Origin of the sequence: Paenarthrobacter sp. NPDC056912 (assembly GCF_042786555.1) — a bacterium.
GTDB lineage: Bacteria > Actinomycetota > Actinomycetes > Actinomycetales > Micrococcaceae > Arthrobacter.
The window spans coordinates 146,641-164,149 of the sequence record NZ_JBHUCD010000003.1 but is presented as its reverse complement, the minus strand read 5'-3'; the positions used below and the strand labels follow the sequence as shown (position 1 = coordinate 164,149).

Annotated in this window: 16 protein-coding genes; 15 read left to right on the top strand and 1 reads right to left on the bottom strand. The window is 63.1% G+C overall.

The window, feature by feature from the left end; translation table 11 throughout:
* The first annotated feature begins 112 nt into the window (after window positions 1-112).
* From hisS to ACFRJ9_RS04765, 3 genes are all read left to right on the top strand, one after another.
* Complete coding sequence (hisS, locus tag ACFRJ9_RS04775) at window positions 113-1,459, top strand: histidine--tRNA ligase (protein WP_377664979.1); 1,347 nt, start codon at window positions 113-115, stop codon at window positions 1,457-1,459.
* A gap of 111 nt (window positions 1,460-1,570) precedes the next feature.
* Window positions 1,571-3,364, top strand: a complete 1,794-nt coding sequence (aspS, locus tag ACFRJ9_RS04770; protein ID WP_377664975.1) for an aspartate--tRNA ligase — start codon at window positions 1,571-1,573, stop codon at window positions 3,362-3,364.
* A gap of 70 nt (window positions 3,365-3,434) precedes the next feature.
* A complete protein-coding gene (locus ACFRJ9_RS04765; protein WP_377664972.1) occupies window positions 3,435-4,229 on the top strand; it encodes a GNAT family N-acetyltransferase in 795 nt (264 codons plus the stop codon).
* Between the two features lie 21 nt (window positions 4,230-4,250).
* Here ACFRJ9_RS04765 and ACFRJ9_RS04760 read toward each other — a convergent pair whose 3' ends face one another.
* A complete protein-coding gene (locus ACFRJ9_RS04760; protein ID WP_377664971.1) occupies window positions 4,251-4,859 on the bottom strand; it encodes a Vms1/Ankzf1 family peptidyl-tRNA hydrolase in 609 nt (202 codons plus the stop codon).
* Window positions 4,860-4,900: 41 nt separating this feature from the next.
* On the opposite strand from ACFRJ9_RS04760, the gene ACFRJ9_RS04755 reads away from it, so the two are divergent.
* The 12 genes from ACFRJ9_RS04755 (at window position 4,901) to ACFRJ9_RS04700 (ending at window position 17,354) form a co-directional block, all read left to right on the top strand.
* On the top strand, window positions 4,901-6,382 hold the full coding sequence (locus ACFRJ9_RS04755) for a replication-associated recombination protein A (protein ID WP_377664969.1): 1,482 nt from the start codon (window positions 4,901-4,903) through the stop codon (window positions 6,380-6,382).
* A 201-nt stretch (window positions 6,383-6,583) separates the two neighbouring features.
* Window positions 6,584-7,204: a 30S ribosomal protein S4 gene (rpsD, locus tag ACFRJ9_RS04750; RefSeq protein WP_377664967.1), complete on the top strand. Its 621-nt coding sequence runs from the start codon at window positions 6,584-6,586 to the stop codon at window positions 7,202-7,204.
* A 157-nt stretch (window positions 7,205-7,361) separates the two neighbouring features.
* The gene (locus tag ACFRJ9_RS04745; RefSeq protein WP_377665233.1) at window positions 7,362-7,736 is read left to right on the top strand and encodes a DUF948 domain-containing protein; all 375 of its coding nucleotides are present in this window, start codon (window positions 7,362-7,364) and stop codon (window positions 7,734-7,736) included.
* A 22-nt stretch (window positions 7,737-7,758) separates the two neighbouring features.
* On the top strand, window positions 7,759-7,989 hold the full coding sequence (locus ACFRJ9_RS04740; RefSeq protein ID WP_377664965.1) for a hypothetical protein: 231 nt from the start codon (window positions 7,759-7,761) through the stop codon (window positions 7,987-7,989).
* Window positions 7,990-8,103: 114 nt separating this feature from the next.
* Window positions 8,104-10,782 (top strand): alanine--tRNA ligase, encoded by a 2,679-nt coding sequence (gene alaS / locus ACFRJ9_RS04735; protein WP_377664962.1) that lies wholly within the window; start codon window positions 8,104-8,106, stop codon window positions 10,780-10,782.
* 2 nt (window positions 10,783-10,784) lie between these two features.
* On the top strand, window positions 10,785-11,375 hold the full coding sequence (gene ruvX / locus ACFRJ9_RS04730) for a Holliday junction resolvase RuvX (protein WP_377664960.1): 591 nt from the start codon (window positions 10,785-10,787) through the stop codon (window positions 11,373-11,375).
* The gene (mltG, locus tag ACFRJ9_RS04725; protein ID WP_377664958.1) at window positions 11,372-13,105 is read left to right on the top strand and encodes an endolytic transglycosylase MltG; all 1,734 of its coding nucleotides are present in this window, start codon (window positions 11,372-11,374) and stop codon (window positions 13,103-13,105) included. Before ruvX ends, mltG begins: the two co-directional genes overlap by 4 nt.
* A complete protein-coding gene (locus ACFRJ9_RS04720) occupies window positions 13,102-13,956 on the top strand; it encodes a shikimate dehydrogenase (protein WP_377664956.1) in 855 nt (284 codons plus the stop codon). Before mltG ends, ACFRJ9_RS04720 begins: the two co-directional genes overlap by 4 nt.
* 26 nt (window positions 13,957-13,982) lie before the next feature.
* The gene (gene aroC / locus ACFRJ9_RS04715) at window positions 13,983-15,182 is read left to right on the top strand and encodes a chorismate synthase (protein WP_377664954.1); all 1,200 of its coding nucleotides are present in this window, start codon (window positions 13,983-13,985) and stop codon (window positions 15,180-15,182) included.
* Window positions 15,182-15,748 carry a shikimate kinase gene (locus ACFRJ9_RS04710; RefSeq protein WP_377664952.1) on the top strand — a complete coding sequence of 189 codons (567 nt, stop codon included), beginning with the start codon at window positions 15,182-15,184 and terminating at the stop codon, window positions 15,746-15,748. The genes aroC and ACFRJ9_RS04710 overlap by 1 nt, the downstream gene beginning before the upstream one ends.
* Window positions 15,745-16,836, top strand: coding sequence for a 3-dehydroquinate synthase (gene aroB, locus ACFRJ9_RS04705; protein ID WP_377664950.1), 1,092 nt, complete (start codon window positions 15,745-15,747; stop codon window positions 16,834-16,836). The genes ACFRJ9_RS04710 and aroB overlap by 4 nt, the downstream gene beginning before the upstream one ends.
* Window positions 16,833-17,354 carry a tetratricopeptide repeat protein gene (locus ACFRJ9_RS04700; RefSeq protein WP_377664948.1) on the top strand — a complete coding sequence of 174 codons (522 nt, stop codon included), beginning with the start codon at window positions 16,833-16,835 and terminating at the stop codon, window positions 17,352-17,354. The genes aroB and ACFRJ9_RS04700 overlap by 4 nt, the downstream gene beginning before the upstream one ends.
* Window positions 17,355-17,509: the final 155 nt, after the last annotated feature.

The window sequence follows — 17,509 nt, the reverse complement described above, 5'->3', positions numbered from 1 at the left end:
GCACATAGTTTATGCATGACAGGCTGGACGCCCGCCCATTAAACGCCGAAGTGGCGTTTAAAAGCTGCGGTGTTGATTCCTGCGTCAGCTTTCTTCGAGGAGACATTTCCCCATGGCACGTACCGCCTCCCTGTCCGGATTCCCCGAGTGGCTTCCCGAGGAGCGGTTGGTGGAGCTCCACGTCCTGGATACGCTTCGGAAAACGTTCGAACTCCACGGTTTTTCCTCCATTGAGACCCGCGCTGTTGAGACGGTGGGGCAACTGCTCCGCAAAGGCGAGATCGACAAAGAGGTCTACGGCCTGAGCCGCCTCCAGGACGATGAGGGCGAGGCCGCCAAGTCGGACAAGGCCGATCCCAACGCGCTTGCCCTGCACTTCGACCTCACCGTGCCCTTTGCCCGCTACGTGGTGGAGAACGCCGGCTACCTCGCGTTCCCCTTCCGCCGCTACCAGATCCAGAAGGTCTGGCGGGGCGAGAGGCCGCAAGAGGGCCGGGCACGCGAGTTCACCCAGGCTGACATCGATGTTGTAGGCGACGGCGAGTTGCCCTTCCGCTACGACGTCGAGATTGCGTTGGTCATCGCAGAAGCCCTCAGTGCCCTGCCGATTCCGGACTTCCGGCTTCGCATCAACAACCGGAAACTCGCCGAAGGCTTCTACCGGGGCATTGGCTTGACGGACACTGCGGGCGTTCTGCGCAGCATCGACAAACTGGAGAAGATCGGCGCCGGCAAGGTCGCTGAGCTGTTGAAGAGCGAGCTGGGCGCGACGGAGGAGCAGGCCGCATTGGCCCTGAAGCTCGCGGGTATCCGCACGGAAGACACCTCGTTCGTCCAGCAAGTACGCGCTTTGGGTGTTAGCGACGAACTCCTGGAGGAAGGCCTGAACGAACTCGAACAGGTCATCCAGGCCGCCGTCCTGCGGGCCCCCGGCAAGGTTGTTGCCGATCTCAGCATTGCCCGTGGCCTGGACTACTACACCGGGACTGTTGTCGAGACAGTCCTGGTAGGCCATGAGCAGCTTGGTTCTATTTGCTCCGGCGGACGCTATGACGCTTTGGCGAGCAAGGGCAATCGGAAGTTTCCCGGCGTCGGCCTTTCCATCGGCGTGACCCGGCTCGTTTCCCGCATCCTCAGCCAGGAGCTGGCCACGGCGTCACGTTCCGTGCCCACCGCAGTGCTGGTCGCCCTGAACACGGACGATAGTTGGTCGGCCGCCCAGGACATCGCGGCCCAGCTGCGTGCCCGGGGCATCGCCACCGAAGTTGCGGCGAAGGCCGAGAAATTCGGCAAACAGATCAAGTTCGCCGACCGCCGAGGCATCCCCTTTGTATGGTTCACCGACGACGACGGCAAGCACCAGGTCAAGGACATCCGCTCCGGCGAGCAGGTGGACGCGGATCCGGCGAGCTGGACCCCCTCGGCCGAGGACTTGCACGTCCGGGTCACCACCGCCTGATTCCCGCCCCCTTCGTTCCGTCCTCGTGGCGGGAGCCGCGGCCGGGGCGGGTAAACTCGGACGGGACCGCTTTGCAGCGGTCCCTCTAAATTTCATGCTGAAAGGAATGCTGTGCTGCGCACACATGACCTCGGATCTCTTCGCTCCGAGCACATTGGACAAACCGTTACCCTGGCCGGCTGGGTGGGCCGCCGCCGTGATCACGGTGGCGTTGCATTCGTTGACCTGCGTGACGCGTCCGGTGTGGCCCAGGTGGTTGTCCGTGAGGAAGAGGTCTTCCACGGGCTGCGGAACGAGTACGTCCTGCAGGTGACGGGTACCGTCAACAAGCGTCCTGAAGGCAACGAGAACCCTGCCCTGGCAACAGGGGAGATTGAGGTCATGGCCGAAAAGGTCGTCATCCTGAACACCTCGGACCCGCTGCCGTTCCAGATCGACGAACACGTCGAGGTCGGCGAGGAAGCGCGCCTCAAGCACCGCTACCTTGACTTGCGCCGTCCCGGCCCTGCCCGCAACCTGCGTCTGCGCTCCGAGGCCAACCGTGTTGCCCGCGAATTGCTGCACCAGCGCGGTTACGTTGAGATCGAGACGCCCACTTTGACGCGTTCGACGCCGGAAGGCGCCCGTGACTTCGTTGTCCCGGCTCGTCTTGCCCCGGGTTCCTGGTATGCACTTCCGCAGTCGCCGCAGCTTTTCAAGCAGTTGCTGCAGGTTGGCGGTTTCGAGAAGTATTACCAGATCGCCCGTTGCTACCGCGATGAGGACTTCCGCGCGGACCGCCAGCCGGAATTCACGCAGCTGGACATCGAAGCAAGCTTCGTGGACCAGGACGATGTCATTGAGCTCGGCGAAGCAGTGGTCAAGGCGCTGTGGCAGCTGATCGACGTCGAGATTCCCACCCCGATCCGCCGCATGACCTACCTGGACGCCATGGCCAGGTACGGTTCGGACAAGCCCGATCTCCGGTTCGGCCTAGAGCTCACGGAATTGACCGAATTCTTCAAGGACACCAACTTCGGTGTCTTCAAGGCACCGTACGTCGGCGCAGTGGTCATGCCCGGAGGTGCTTCCCAGGCGCGTCGCGCCTTGGATGCCTGGCAGGAATGGGCCAAGCAGCGTGGCGCCAAGGGCCTGGCATACGTTCTTTACAAAGAGGACGGCGAACTTGCCGGTCCCGTTGCCAAGAACCTCACCGAAGAAGAGCGCGCCGGCCTGGCCGACGCCGTCGGTGCCAAGCCGGGCGACTGCATCTTCTTCGCCGCAGGAGAAAAGTCTCCGTCACGTGCACTGCTTGGTGCGGCGCGTGTGGAGATCGGGCACCGCACCGGCCTCATCGATCCGAAAGACTGGGCCTTCGTCTGGATTGTGGACGCTCCCATGTTCGAACCCGCCGCTGCTGCTGTAGCCTCGGGCGACGTCGCAGTGGGCGCAGGTCAGTGGACCGCCGTTCACCACGCCTTCACCTCGCCCAAGCCGGAGTTCCTGGACACCTTTGACAAGGATCCTGAGTCGGCGCTGTCCTACGCCTACGACATCGTATGCAACGGCAACGAAATCGGCGGCGGTTCCATCCGTATCCACGATCGCGAAGTGCAGGAGCGCGTCTTCCAGCTCATGGGCCTGGACAAGGAGGACGCTGAGACCAAGTTCGGCTTCCTGCTTGAGGGTTTCAAGTACGGCGCACCTCCGCACGGCGGAATGGCACTTGGCTGGGACCGTGTTGTGGCTTTGCTGGCAGGTGTGGAGTCCATCCGCGACGTCATCGCATTCCCGAAGTCCGGTGGCGGCTACGACCCCCTGACCGCTGCACCGGCTCCGATCACGGCGCAGCAGCGCAAGGAGGCGGGCGTTGACTTCAAGCCCGAGTCCAAGCCTGTAGCCAAGGCCGAAACCAAGTCCGAGTAATACACTTGCCAAAGGCTCTCCACCGCGGTGGGGAGCCTTTGGTGTTCCTGCCAAGGAAGGGTGCCTCACATTGTTGGAGCAGAAGTTCATTGAATCCGTCATGGACAAGGCCTGGCCTGCCTGTGAGCGTAAGGACACGGGTGAGTGGGTCCTTCGCGCTTCGGACGGCGTGACGCAGCGGGCGAATTCGGTGTGGCCAAAGAAGCTGCCTGGCGAAGATGGCCATACTGTTGCCGGACGTTCAGCGCTTGTGGACGCGGTTCGGTCAGCCTCCGACTGGTACAGGAAGCGCCGGCTCCCGGCCATTTTCCAGGTATTCGATGATCACCGTAGTTCGGCCCTCAACGCCGTGTTGGACGAGCAGCGCTTTTCGAGGCAATCCGTAACGCGAATCATGATTCGTGGCGTGGATGGCCGGTCCGTTGTTCCAACACAGCACGCCGTGGAGCTCTCCGAACAGCCTTCGGAGGAGTGGCTCCAGGTGTGGTGGTCCGTTGACGGTCGCGGCGGCGACGCCGCATTGTCAACGGCCCGCAAGATCCTCATGGGCTGCCAGTCCGTGTACGCACTGGTGCGGGACGACGACGGCGTACCAGCCGCCGTCGGGCGTCTCGCCTTGGTGGATGGCTGGGGCGGCATCTACAGCATGGCCACCACTGAAGCCCACCGGCGGCGCGGTTACGCCAGCACGGTACTTGCCGGGTTGCTCAACGAAGGCACCGCTCGTCGCCTGGAGGGTTTCTGGTTGCTCGTTACTGACGCCAACAAGGGCGCCCAGGCTCTTTACTCGCAGTCAGGTTTCACTGACTATGGCAGCTATCTGTACCGGCAGGCTCCCTTGAAGCGGGCGCCGGGCGGCTGCTGAGCGGCTGATCGTCAGCGGCCGCTAGACCAAGGGATCGGTCACGGCGATCCGTAAGGAGCATGCGTCCACGGCAGCCTTGGTCAATGCCGCGCTCTTGGGTTCCTGAATATCCAGGAAGGCCAAGCGGGTGCGCCCTGCCACGGCTTTGAGCGACGGCTGCGCAAGCACTTGATCCACCAAGGCACGGTCGCCGCCCGGGACTAAGTACTCGATGCGGTGGTCCTTGAAGATGCGGGCGGCGTGTTCGGCAGTTGCCCTGGCATCGACAAAGCGGTTGCCGCTTTTTGAAGCGAGGATCGTTGAACCACTGGCAGCGGCCACGGCGTAACCGCCCTTGCGCACCAACAGCAAGCCGAGGCCGCGCTCCTGGTTGGCAAGCGAAGCCAGGCGGTCCAGTTCAGTAGCTCCGCGACCGGGGCGTCCATCAGCCGGCCACGGCGCATGTACCAAGGCGGTCCCGCCGTCGGCCGCGGTCAGCAGCAAGCCGTCGTCGCTGAAATCCACCGTCACCGCACCATGGCTGGCGGTGAATCGGTCCACCCATCCGTTAAGCCGAACTGCCGGCACCAGGGCGGTCCGGCGGGCAATGCCGTGCTGCTGTGGGTGCGGGGTGGATGCGGGGCGGTCCACGTCGATGTCTCCTTTGTTGGAACTATGAGTAGCCTATCCATGTGGAAGATCTCTTTGGTGCCGGTGCAGTCGACGACGACGAGTCGGAGGATTTGCCTGCCATCGGGGGCCCGTCCGACGCCAACTGGATGGCGTCCCAACGCAGTCCCCTGGCAGTAAGGATGCGGCCACGGACTTTGGATGATGTGGTGGGACAGCAGCATTTGCTGGGCCATGGCTCGCCGCTTCGGCAACTTGCTGCCGGGGCTGAGGCGGCCGGTCCTGCGGGGCCAAGCTCGGTGATCCTGTGGGGCCCGCCCGGTACCGGCAAGACCACCCTGGCCCACGTCATCGCCCGGGGCCCAGGGCGAAAGTTCGTGGAGCTGTCCGCCATCACCGCAGGCGTCAAGGACGTCCGACGCGTCATGGACGAAGCACTGACCGCCCGGGACCTGTACAAAAAGACCACAGTATTGTTCCTCGACGAGATCCATCGCTTCAACAAGGCGCAGCAGGATGCGCTGCTGCCCGGCGTGGAGAACCGCTGGGTGGTGCTGGTTGCCGCCACCACCGAAAACCCCTCGTTCTCGGTGGTTTCGCCCCTGCTGTCCCGTTCGCTCCTTCTGACATTGAAGCCGCTAACGGACGACGACATCGCCGGTTTGCTGCAAAGGGCTGTTGTTGATGCCCGCGGCCTCGCCGGGCGCGTGGAGCTCGCTCCGGAGGCGCTGGACCATTTGGTGCGGTTGTCCGGTGGCGATGCCCGTAGGGCGCTGACCGCACTGGAGGCTGCGGCGGGCGTCGCGTTCGGTGACTCCGCCGCCGTCGGGATCGACTCCGCAGACGCGGCAGAGGACAGCGGCGACGGCGAAGCGGGACTCGCCAACGACGGCGCGCCTGACGCTCCGGTGCTGGTGGAACTGCGCCACACCGAGCGGGCGCTGGATGCTGCGGCCGTTCGCTACGACCGTGCCGGGGACCAGCACTACGATGTGGCCAGCGCCTTCATCAAGTCCATCAGGGGTTCGGATGTGGACGCAGCCCTGCATTACCTGGCCAGGATGCTGGAAGCCGGCGAGGATCCGCGCTTCGTGGCCCGGCGCATCGTCATTTCCGCAGCCGAGGACATCGGGATGGCCGATCCCACGGCGCTGCAAACCGCAGTGGCCGCAGCCCAGGCCGTTCAGCTGATCGGCATGCCGGAAGGACGCATTGTCCTGGCCGAAGCGGTGGTCCACCTGGCAACGGCACCCAAGTCCAATGCCGCCTACATGGGCCTGAACAAGGCGGTGGCTGATGTCCGTGCCGGTTTCGGGGGTGGCATACCCATGCACTTGCGTGATGCCCACTATCCCGGGGCCAAACAACTGGGCCATGGGACGAGCTACAAATACGCCCATGACGAACCCCATGGTGTGGCTACCCAGCAATACCCGCCGGATGACTTGGTGGGGAAGGACTACTACGAGCCCACAGGGAACGGTGCCGAACGTGACATCGCCGCCCGGCTGGAGCGGCTTCGCAAGATCGTACGGGGGCTGTAGCCGGGAGCGGCGGGCGAGGCTGCGGGCCCACGTCCGCGTGGTAGGATTGATCCTTGTCTGGCATGACCCGACGCACAATCCCTAGAAGATTCCTTCCATGGTGCTGTGCCTCGGACCAGTAGCAAAAGGCAGCGGTTGGCCGATGCTCTCCCTGATGGAGGCCAGTAACACTGACACACCGCAGTAATTGGAAGGACACAAGTGGCTAACAACACTCGTGCTCGCCGTACCGCACGCCTCTCGCGTGCACTCGGCATCGCTCTGACCCCCAAGGCCGCCAAGTACATGGAGCGCCGCCCGTACGGCCCCGGTGAGCATGGCCGTGCCCGCAAGAAGCAGGACTCCGACTACGCCGTACGTCTGCGCGAAAAGCAGCGTCTGCGCGCCCAGTACGGTATCCGCGAAGCCCAGATGACCCGTGCCTTCGAAGAAGCACGCCGCACCAAGGGCCTCACCGGTGAAAACCTGGTGGAACTGCTCGAAATGCGCCTGGATGCCCTCGTGCTGCGTGCTGGCTTTGCCCGCACCATTGCACAGGCCCGCCAGCTGGTTGTCCACCGCCACATCATGGTTGACGGCATCCGCGTGGACCGCCCGTCCTTCCGCGTTGGCGAAGGCCAGCTCATCCACGTTCACAGCCGCTCTGAGGTCATGGCTCCGTTCCAGGTCGCAGCAGCTGGTGCCCACGCCCTCACCAACGTGCCGGCATACCTGGACGTCAAGATCGACGCCCTGCAGGCACGCCTGGTTCGTCGCCCCAAGCGCTCCGAGGTCCCCGTGATCTGCGAAGAGCAGCTCGTCGTCGAATTCTACGCTCGCTAAATTCAAGCAGCGCATACAAAGAAGCCCGTGGCACACGCCGCGGGCTTCTTTGTATGTATGGGCCTCCTCCTTTGTAGGTAAGGTACTGGGGGAGGCCTTGGCCAACACCGAATTCGGCTGGTGCAAGGCAGCGCAACAACCCTAGGAGATGAGTTCTATGTCTGGTGGCGACATCGCCGGCCTGATCGCAGCAGGAGTGTTCGCGCTCCTTGTGCTGCTGTTGGCCGTGCCTATCTTGAAGCTCGGCGGCGTCTTTGACGAGGTCCGTACGTCGATCCGCACCATCAGCGACGGCGCTACGCCGCTGATGGACGAAGTGACCGCGACCGTCTCCACCACCAACCAGCAGTTGAAGAAGGTGGATGGCATCGCTTCGAACGTCTCTGATGCATCCGCCAATATCTCGGCGTTGTCCTCGCTTGTGGCTGCCACAGTGGGTTCACCGTTGATCAAGGTCGCGGCCTTCAGCTATGGAGTCCGTTCGGCTTTCGCCGGACGCCGCGTACCTTCCTCCGGCCGCCGCAGCCGCTAAACCAACGGGAGACAAGAAACCCATGAAGAGAATTGTTTGGATGGGCATTGGCGTGGCGATCGGCGTCATCGCCTTCCGCAAGATCACTGAGGCGCAGGCCAACATCGGGCCGGACGGCCTTAACCGCGCCGTTGGCCGCATGGCTGATGGATTGTTCGATTTTGCCGATGCCGTGCGTTCCGGGATGCACCAACGGGAAGAGGATCTGCGGGCGGCCTTGGGGATTGACGACGCAGGAACAGGCCGGCGGTAGGGGAGCGGTTCGCCCCGGAGCCCGCAACAGGGCAGAATGGAAAGCTGCGGAACGGCACCAGCCGGTCCCGCGCACATCGTGTGCAGTGAATTGAGAAGGGTAAGTAATCAGCTAATGAAGTCGCAGGAGATCACCAAGCGCTGGGTGGACTTTTTTGTCAGCAAGGGCCACACCGCCGTTCCCTCCGCGTCGCTCGTTTCCAGCGACCCGTCACTTCTTTTCACTGTGGCCGGAATGGTGCCTTTTATTCCTTACCTGACCGCGCGCGAAGAGCCTCCCTACAGCCGTGCCACGAGCGTCCAGAAGTGCATCCGCACCGGCGACATCGAGGAAGTCGGAAAGACGGCCCGCCACGGCACCTTCTTCCAGATGTGCGGGAACTTCTCCTTTGGTGACTACTTCAAGGAAGATGCCATCAAGTTCGCCTTCGAACTGCTCACCAAGAGCGTTGACGACGGCGGCTACGGCCTTCCTGCCGAGCGCCTCTGGGTGACCGTCTACGAAGAAGATGACGAAGCCAAGGAACTGTGGCTGAAGAACACCGGCATCCCCGCCGAGCGCATCCAGCGCATGGGCAAGGCTGACAACTACTGGTCCACCGGCCAGCCCGGCCCTGCCGGCCCCTGCTCGGAGATCTACTACGACCGAGGCCCTGCCTACGGCATCGAGGGCGGCCCCCTCGCTGACGAGACCCGGTACATCGAAATCTGGAACCTCGTGTTCATGCAGTACCAGATCGACAACGTCCGCTCCAAGGTGGACTTCGATATCGTCGGCGAACTGCCGCAAAAGAACATCGACACCGGCCTCGGCATGGAGCGCCTTGCGATGATCCTCCAGGGCGTCGAGAACATGTACGAGACCGACCAGGTCCGTCCGGTCATCGACAAAGCTGCTGAATTGTCGGGCCGCGAGTACACCTCGGCCGAGTCCTCCGACGATCCTCACCACACGGACGACGTCCGCATGCGCGTGGTGGGCGACCACATCCGTTCGGCCCTGATGCTGATCGCCGATGGCGTGGCACCCTCCAACGAAGGACGCGGCTACGTGCTGCGCCGCCTGATCCGCCGTGCTGTCCGCGCCATGCGCCTGCTCGGCGTCGAAAAGGCCTGCCTCCCGGACCTCCTGCCGGCTTCACGCGACGCCATGAAGGGCGTCTACCCGGTGGTGGAGACGGACTTCGCCCGTATCAGCCGCATCGCCTACGCGGAAGAAAAAGCATTCCTGCGCACCATCGCTTCGGGCACGGCACGCTTGGAAGATGCCGTGGCTGAGTCCAAGGCTGCAGGTGTTCCGTTGTCCGGCGCCGATGCTTTTGCGTTGCATGACACCTATGGATTCCCTATTGACCTCACCCTGGAAATGGCGGAAGAAGCAGGCCTCAAGGTAGACGAGGCAGGTTTCCGTTCACTCATGCTTGAGCAGCGGCAGCGGGCGCAGGCCGACGCCAAGGGCAAGAAGGGCGGCCACGCCGACCTCAGCGCCTACCAGGAGCTTCTCGGCAAGGGCGAAACGGTCTTCACGGGCTACGACGAACTTGAGGGCGAATCGACAGTCCGCGGCATTGTCAGCGGGGGCCGGTCAGTGGCGCACGCCTCAACGGGCGACGAAATTGAGCTGGTCCTCAACGAAACGCCCTTCTATGCAGAAGCAGGCGGCCAGTCCGCTGATACCGGCCTGATCACCGGCGACGGCTTCGTCGTGGAGGTGCTGGATGTCCAGCGGCCCATCAAGGGCCTCAGTGTGCACAAGGCGATTGTCCGCGAAGGCGAGATCGGCTCTGACGCCCTGGTGCGCGCCGCCGTCGACCGTGAACGTCGGCACGCCGCGGAGCAAGCCCACACCGGTACGCACATTGTCCATGCCGCCCTGCACCAGATCCTGGGGCCGGAAGCCACACAGCGCGGTTCGTACAACAAGGCTGGCTACCTTCGTTTCGACTTCGCCTGGGGCGAAGGCCTGAGCACAGCCACCCGGTCCGAGATCGAAGAGGTCTCCAACATTGCTATCCGCAACAATTACCGCGTGGATACCAAGGTGATGGGGTTGGCTGAGGCCAAGGCACTGGGTGCCATGGCCCTCTTCGGCGAGAACTACGGCAGCGAAGTCCGCGTTGTGGAGATCGACGGCGCGTGGTCCCGTGAACTGTGTGGTGGCACCCACGTGTCCAACACTTCGCTTATTGGAAGCCTTTCGCTGCTGGGCGAACAGTCCGTGGGGTCAGGAAACCGCCGCGTTGAGGCCTTCGTTGGCTTGGACGCGTTCCGCCACCTGGCCGCCGAACGTGCGCTGGTCACGGAACTCACTGAACTCTTGAAGGTACCGTCCGGACAACTCGCAGACCGTATCTCCAGCACCCTGAGCAAGCTCAAGGCCACGGAGAAGGAACTTGATCGCCTCCGCAAGGAACAGCTCACCGCGGCCGCAGCCAACTTGGTGGGCACGGCACGCGATGCTGCAGGCGTGCGCGTGATTGCCCACGACGCCGGTCAGGTAGGCGGAGCCGACGACCTTCGGAACCTTGCCCTGGACCTTCGCACCCGTCTGGGATCGGAAGCGGCGGCTGTCGCCGTTGCCGGTGTCAGCAACGATCGTCCCGTGGTCCTCATTGCCACCAATGAAGCCGCCCGCGAAGCCGGCGTGAAGGCCGGAGCACTTGTCCGCCTGGCCGCTGGTATCCTCGGCGGCGGCGGTGGCGGCAAGGACGATGTCGCCCAAGGCGGCGGCACCGACGCTGGGAAGGTCTCTGAGGCCCTCACAGCGGTGGTGGATGCGATAGCCAAGCGCTGACGGTGGATTCCAGTACGAACAGCGGCGTCTACCCCCAGGGCATCAAGCTGGGGGTGGACGTCGGGACCGTCAGGGTGGGAGTCGCCATTTGTGACCCCGACGCAATTCTTGCCACACCCTTCAAGACGGTCGGGCGCGACGCCAAGAAGAATTCAGATGTCCGCGTGGTGGTGAAGCTTGCCGCTGAATTGTCCGCCGTGCAGATTTTTGTTGGCCTTCCCCGCACCATGAAGGGCGAAGAGCGGAGCTCGGCACAGATGGCCACACAGTACGCGGATGTCCTTGCAGCAGAGCTGCTGCGCGCCGGTTTGGATGTTCCAGTGAACCTCGTGGATGAGCGGCTCTCCACCGTGACGGCACACCGCAACCTGCACGAAGCTGGCATGAGCAGCAAGAATCACCGTAAAGTGGTTGATCAGGTTGCTGCTGCTGGAATACTTCAGCACGCGATCGATATGCAAAAAGCCAGAGGAACGGACGTTGGCCGCCGAGTGCAGGTACCGGCGCAGTCCGAAAAGCCGAGCAGTGCCCCAACGCTGCAGGCTGCCTCCGGCAGTGAACCCGATTCTTCTACGAGGGGACTGCAACTGTGAGCCCGGTCAACAATGACCCCTCAAGCGGTACCGCCGGTGGCGGCATGCCGCTGACCCGCAAAGAGCTGCGGGCGCGGGAACGATTCCTCGCCACGCAGAACCACAACGTCGTACCCGTTCCCGAAGCGACACCGGGGGAGCCGTCCTCCTCCACCAATGTTGAGCCCGAGCTGCCGCGACCAGTCCCGGCGGTCCCGCAGGCTCCCGTGGCACCGCCAGTGCCCTTGGCTCCACCAACACCTCCGGCACAGCCGGCGGTCGCGGCCCGGCCCGAACCTGTTGCCCAGCCCGAACCTGTGGCTCAATCGGAAGTCGTGTCTCAACCGGAAGCCGTGGCCCAGCCGGAATCGGAAATCCCGCAGGAAACGCCTCACGCTGATGACGTTGACTCTGAAGAGGCGCACGTTGACCAGACGGACTACCACGCAGTCCACGCCGATGAAACTCAGGCCGATGGACTCCAGCAGCATCATGACGTGACGGTCGATGCCCACGGTGAGGAAAGCTACCACCACGACTACAGTCACCATGACCACGCAGAACACGCTGACGGGCACGGCCATGATGGCCATTACTACGATGCCCACGGGGACGTTCACGAGGATCTTCATGATGAGCATCCGCACGATCTCATCGCTCCTGTCGAATCAACGGTTCCCAAGTCCGTCGCCAAGAAGGCGCGCCGGCGTCGCCGTGTCCTTGCTCTCCTGATCACGCTGGGCGTCTTCGTTGCGGCAATTGCCATCGGCGCCCAATTCCTGAAGCCGCTCCTTGGAATGGATAAAGTCACGGACTATCCGGGACCCGGAACAGGTTCCGTGACCATCACCGTTCCCGAAGGCGCAGGACCCAAGCAGGTGGCCGCTGAACTCGTTGCCAGCAAGGTCGTAGCAGATGCCGATACGTTCGTAAAGGCGTTCATCGGCGACGGCGGTTCACTATCACCGGGAGAGTTCACGTTCCGTACGGAGATGAAGAATTCGGATGCTGTGGCGGTCCTGGCCAACAAGGACGCGTCTAAGGTCATTTACTTCGCCCTGAGTGCAGGCCTGCGTATCAACGAATCCTTGGAAGCCATTTCCAAGGGGTCCGGAATTCCCATGCAGCAACTCAACGCCTTCAACTCGGCACCTGCCCAGTTCGGCGTGCCTGCCAAGGCCAAGAACCTTGAAGGTTTCCTGGCCCCGGGTGAGTACCGGTTCGAGCTGGGCACGTCCGGCAAGGACATCATCCAGAAGCTGGTGACCACCACCCTGGATGAGCTGAAGTCGCAGGGAATCACCGATCCCGGCCAGCAATACGACACCGTGACCATCGCGAGCATCGTCCAGGCCGAAGGCGGCCAGGCCGATTATGGAAACGTTGCTGGCGCAATCTACAACCGGCTCAAACCGAACAACACTGAGACCAACGGCCTCATCCAGTCGGACGCCACGGTGACGTACGGTCTTGGCAAGAAGTCCTTCCACCTCACGGAGGAAGAGAAGGCCGACAAGTCCAACGCCTACAACACGTACGCCAACGCCGGGCTTCCTGCCGGACCCATTGGCTCTCCGGGCAAGACCGCAATCGATGCCGCGGCCAAGCCGACCCAGAATGACTACCTCTACTGGGTGACCATCAACCTGGACACCAAAGAGACCAAGTTCTCCAAGACGCTGGCAGAGCACAGCACCTACGTTGAGCAGTACAACGCATGGTGCCAGGCCAATGCAGGACGGTGCGTGTGAGTCGTCGCGCCGCGGTCCTGGGCCACCCGATCTCACATTCGAAGTCCCCGGCCCTGCATGCGGCGGCATACGCGAAACTTGGCGTTGACATCGAGTACTCGGCGATCGACGTCACTGTGGACAGTCTTCCTTCGTTCATGGCCTCTCTCCACGGCGATGACTCGTGGTGCGGCCTCTCCGTGACCATGCCCTTGAAGTCGGCCATGGTCCAGGAAGTGGACGAGATCCGCGGCGCTGGCGCCCACCTGGGCGTCATCAACACTGTCGTATTCGAGTACGACGGCGGGTTGGTGCGTCGCGTCGGCTACAACACCGATGTTGGGGGAATCGTGGAAGCCGTCCGGTACGCCGGTGTGGTCTCCACTCCCCACGCCGCGATCCTTGGTGGTGGGGGTACTGCGGCGGCAGCGGTAGCTGCCGTGCAGGAGCTCGGCGCCCGCCAGGTTGACGTCTTCGTCCGCGATGCCGGGCGTGCCGGTGACGCGGAAGCCGCTGCTGCCGCCGTCGGAATCGCAGTGACGGTCCGTCCGTTGACCGAAGCTGCTACCGCCGTGGCGGGCACGGATCTGGTGATCTCGACGTTCCCGCCGCGTGCAGGGGACTCCCTGGCAGATGAACTGTCCTCCCTGCCCGGTACCGGAGCCGGGGTCCTGTTGGACGTGGCCTATGATCCCTGGCCAAGCCGCCTCGCAGAGGTATGGCAGGGCCACGGGGGAGCGGTTGTACCGGGCCTGGAAATGCTGATGTACCAGGCGGCAGAGCAGATCAGGCGCTTCAGCGGCTGTGACGTGGACGCCGCCGTCATAGATGTGATGTGCGACTCAGTCGGGCTACCCCGGCGAGTGTTCTAGAGGCCTTACATGGCAGGATTGGTTATATGTTGCGTTGGTTGACTGCCGGTGAATCCCACGGTCCGGCTCTGATCGGAATTGTTGAAGGCGTGCCTGCCGGTGTTGAACTCACCAGCGGGCAAATTCGTGACGCGTTGGCGCGTCGGCGCCTGGGCTACGGACGTGGTGCCCGCATGAAGTTTGAGCAGGACGAAGTCACCATCATGGGTGGTGTCCGTCATGGACTGACCCAGGGCGGCCCCGTGGCCATCCAGGTCGGCAACACTGAGTGGCCCAAGTGGGAGCAGATCATGTCTGCGGACCCCGTTGATCCCGAGATTCTGGCCGACCAAGCACGCAATGCGCCTTTGACGCGGCCGCGTCCTGGCCACGCCGATTTCACAGGCATGCAAAAGTACGGATTCGACGAAGCCCGCCCTGTGCTTGAGCGTGCAAGTGCGCGTGAGACCGCCACGCGCGTTGCCCTTGGCACCGTCGCTGCGCAGTTCCTGAAGCAGCTGGGCGTCGAACTGGTCAGCCACACGGTTTCGATTGCCAGCGTCACCGTTCCTGAGGGCAGGCCGCTGCCGTTGCCCCACGATGTCCTTGCCCTTGATGCCGATCCTCTCCGCTGCTTCGATCGTGAAACTTCGGACGCCATGGTGGCTGAGGTTGACGCAGCCCACAAGGAAGGCGAAACCCTGGGTGGCGTCGTTGAAGTCCTGGCCTACGGGCTGCCGCCCGGACTGGGAAGCTACGTTCATTGGGACCGTCGCCTGGACTCCCGTCTGGCCGCTGCGCTTATGGGTATTCAAGCCATCAAGGGTGTCGAGGTCGGTGACGGCTTCCTGACCGCTGCCCGCCGTGGCTCTGCTGCCCACGACGAAATCCTCAAGGATGAGAACGGCAAGATCGTTCGCCAGACCAACCGTGCCGGTGGCATCGAAGGTGGCATGAGCATCGGGGAAGTCTTGCGGGTTCGCGCCGCCATGAAACCAATTGCCACGGTTCCGCGCGCATTGCGCACCATCGATGTCAGCACGGGGGAGCCGGCCAAGGCCCACCATCAGCGATCTGACGTCTGTGCAGTTCCTGCGGCCGGCGTCGTAGCCGAAGCCATGGTGGCCCTGGTTCTGGCCGAAGCTGTCGCCGAGAAGTTCGGCGGCGACTCCGTTGCCGAGACCAAGCGGAACCTCCAGAGCTACCTTGACAACATCCCGGCCACCCTGGACTCGGTCGGCCGGTAGTGGTCCGCGCAATCCTGGACGGCTGCCCCGGCCGTCCCGTTGTCCTGGTGGGTCCGATGGCCGTTGGAAAATCAGCCATCGGCCAGCAATTGGCACAGCAACTCGATGTCACTTTCGTGGATACCGACGCCGTTGTCGTCGCTGCGCACGGAAGCATCGCCGATATCTTCGCAGGCCGGGGTGAACACGCATTCCGTGAGATCGAAGCCCGTGCTGTTGCCAAGGCGATCGAGGCCGCCAAAGTGCAGCCGGCGGTCATCTCGCTCGGTGGGGGAGCAGTCCTGGACTCCGGAACCCAGCAATTGCTGGGGGAGTGCACCGTAGTTTATTTGGAATGCGACGCAGAGACTGTCGCGGACCGCATTGCCCGTAATACGGGCCGCCCTTTGCTGCAGGGCGATGCCATGAGCCGCTGGGAGGCGTTGTTCGCCACCAGGCGTCCTGTCTATGAGCGGTTGGCGGACATCGTCGTCGATGTCCGTTCAGGATCCGTGGCGGAAATCGGCCTCCATGTGGAGGAGCGGCTGCGCCAGCATGCAGCCTTGAAAGAGGAAGTTGAAAAGTGAGCAACGAAGCAACTGTCATCAAGGTGACCGGCCAATCCGTTAACGAGAACTATGACGTGGTGGTGGGCCGGGGGCTTTTGGAGACCCTTCCTTCCAAACTTGGTGAACGGGTGCGGCGCGTCCTGGTCATCCACCCCCGTGCCCTCCGCCTCACCGGTGATACCGTCCGCGACGAGCTCGAAGCCGCTGGTTTCACGGCCCTGACTGCCGAAATCCCGGACGCCGAGGAGGGCAAGCACATCCAGGTTGCCGCTTTCTGCTGGCAGGTTCTGGGGCAGAACGATTTCACCCGTTCGGACGCGATTGTCGCCGTCGGCGGCGGTGCCGTGACCGACCTCGCCGGGTTTGTCGCAGCCACGTGGCTCCGCGGGGTCAAGGTTATCCACATGCCCACCAGCCTGTTGGGCATGGTGGACGCCTCGGTGGGCGGCAAGACCGGGATCAACACTGCTGAGGGGAAGAACCTCGTTGGTTCCTTCCACCCGCCCGCGGCTGTGCTGGCTGACTTGGATACACTCCTGACCCTGCCCAAGAACGAGCTGATTTCCGGTATGGCGGAAGTCATCAAGTGTGGCTTCATCGCGGATCCTGTGATCCTCGACCTCGTGGAGAAGAACACGGACGCCGTGATGGACGCGGGTTCGGACGTTGTCCGCGAACTCATCGAGCGGGCAATCACGGTGAAGGCCAACGTCGTATCCGAGGACCTGAAAGAATCGGGCCTCCGCGAGATTCTCAACTACGGGCATACCTTGGGGCACGCCATTGAGCTTGTGGAACGCTACTCGTGGCGGCACGGTGCTGCTGTTTCGGTGGGCATGATGTTCGCTGCTGAATTGTCCCGCAGCGTCGGTCGGCTGTCCGACGTCGACGCCGATCGGCACCGAACCATCCTGGAAAGCCTCGGACTGCCCATTACGTACCGCCGGGACCGGTGGCAGGGCCTCTTGGATGGCATGCGTCGTGACAAGAAGTCCCGTGGCGACCTCCTGCGTTTCGTGGTCCTTGACGGCGTTGCCAAGCCGGGCATCCTTGACGTACCGGACACCTCACTGTTGTTTGCCGCCTACCAGGAGATCGCATCATGACCATCGCCGTTGGCGAAGGCGTCAGCGACTGGCCAACGGCCGGTTTCCCGGGTGTCCGCATGAACCCGGACACCCTTCTTCCCGTGATCGTCAACGAAGACGCCATGGAGTCCGCGCTGGCAGACTCGAAAGACCCGTCTGACCGGATCATGGCGTTGTTGTTGGAGAACCAGCCCAAGGAAGCAGCCGAGCTTCTGGCTGAGGCGCGCTACAAAGACCCGGAGTCCTTCCGGCTCCGGATCTTTGAAGCAGAAGTCCATCGGGCCACCAATCGAATGGACCGTGCGGTTCAGCTGTTCCGGCAGCTGCTGCACGAGGTCCAGGGGAGTTCCAAGGAAGCAATCGTCCACCAGTACCTTGGCCGGACGTATTTTGTCAGCGGCAATGCCCTCGCGGCTTCTGAGGAGTTCTCCAAAGCACTGGATCTCCGGGTGGCTATGGCCGCGGATGCGGCGCTGATTTACTCCTCCGCGGTAGCTCTTCAGAGGGCCCGGAACGTGTTGGAACTCGCTTCCTGACATCCACCCTCAGCACCCTTCGCAAGCCCTCGGCTCATTTGCCGGTAGAATGGTTCTTGGATTTTTGATAAATACGCGCTGGCGGGCCGTTTGGCATGCCTGCTTGGCATAGACAGCTGGCAGCTAGAACCAGTGAGAGAAACCAGAGGATACGA

What these genes read in the sequence shown, in the direction of transcription:
- hisS (WP_377664979.1), top strand. Translation starts at nt 113, where the DNA reads ATGGCACGTACCGCCTCCCTGTCCGGATTCCCCGAGTGGCTTCCCGAG.
- ACFRJ9_RS04745 (WP_377665233.1), top strand. Translation starts at nt 7,362, where the DNA reads ATGTCTGGTGGCGACATCGCCGGCCTGATCGCAGCAGGAGTGTTCGCG.
- ACFRJ9_RS04740 (WP_377664965.1), top strand. Translation starts at nt 7,759, where the DNA reads ATGAAGAGAATTGTTTGGATGGGCATTGGCGTGGCGATCGGCGTCATC.
- alaS (WP_377664962.1), top strand. Translation starts at nt 8,104, where the DNA reads ATGAAGTCGCAGGAGATCACCAAGCGCTGGGTGGACTTTTTTGTCAGC.
- aroC (WP_377664954.1), top strand. Translation starts at nt 13,983, where the DNA reads ATGTTGCGTTGGTTGACTGCCGGTGAATCCCACGGTCCGGCTCTGATC.
- ACFRJ9_RS04700 (WP_377664948.1), top strand. Translation starts at nt 16,833, where the DNA reads ATGACCATCGCCGTTGGCGAAGGCGTCAGCGACTGGCCAACGGCCGGT.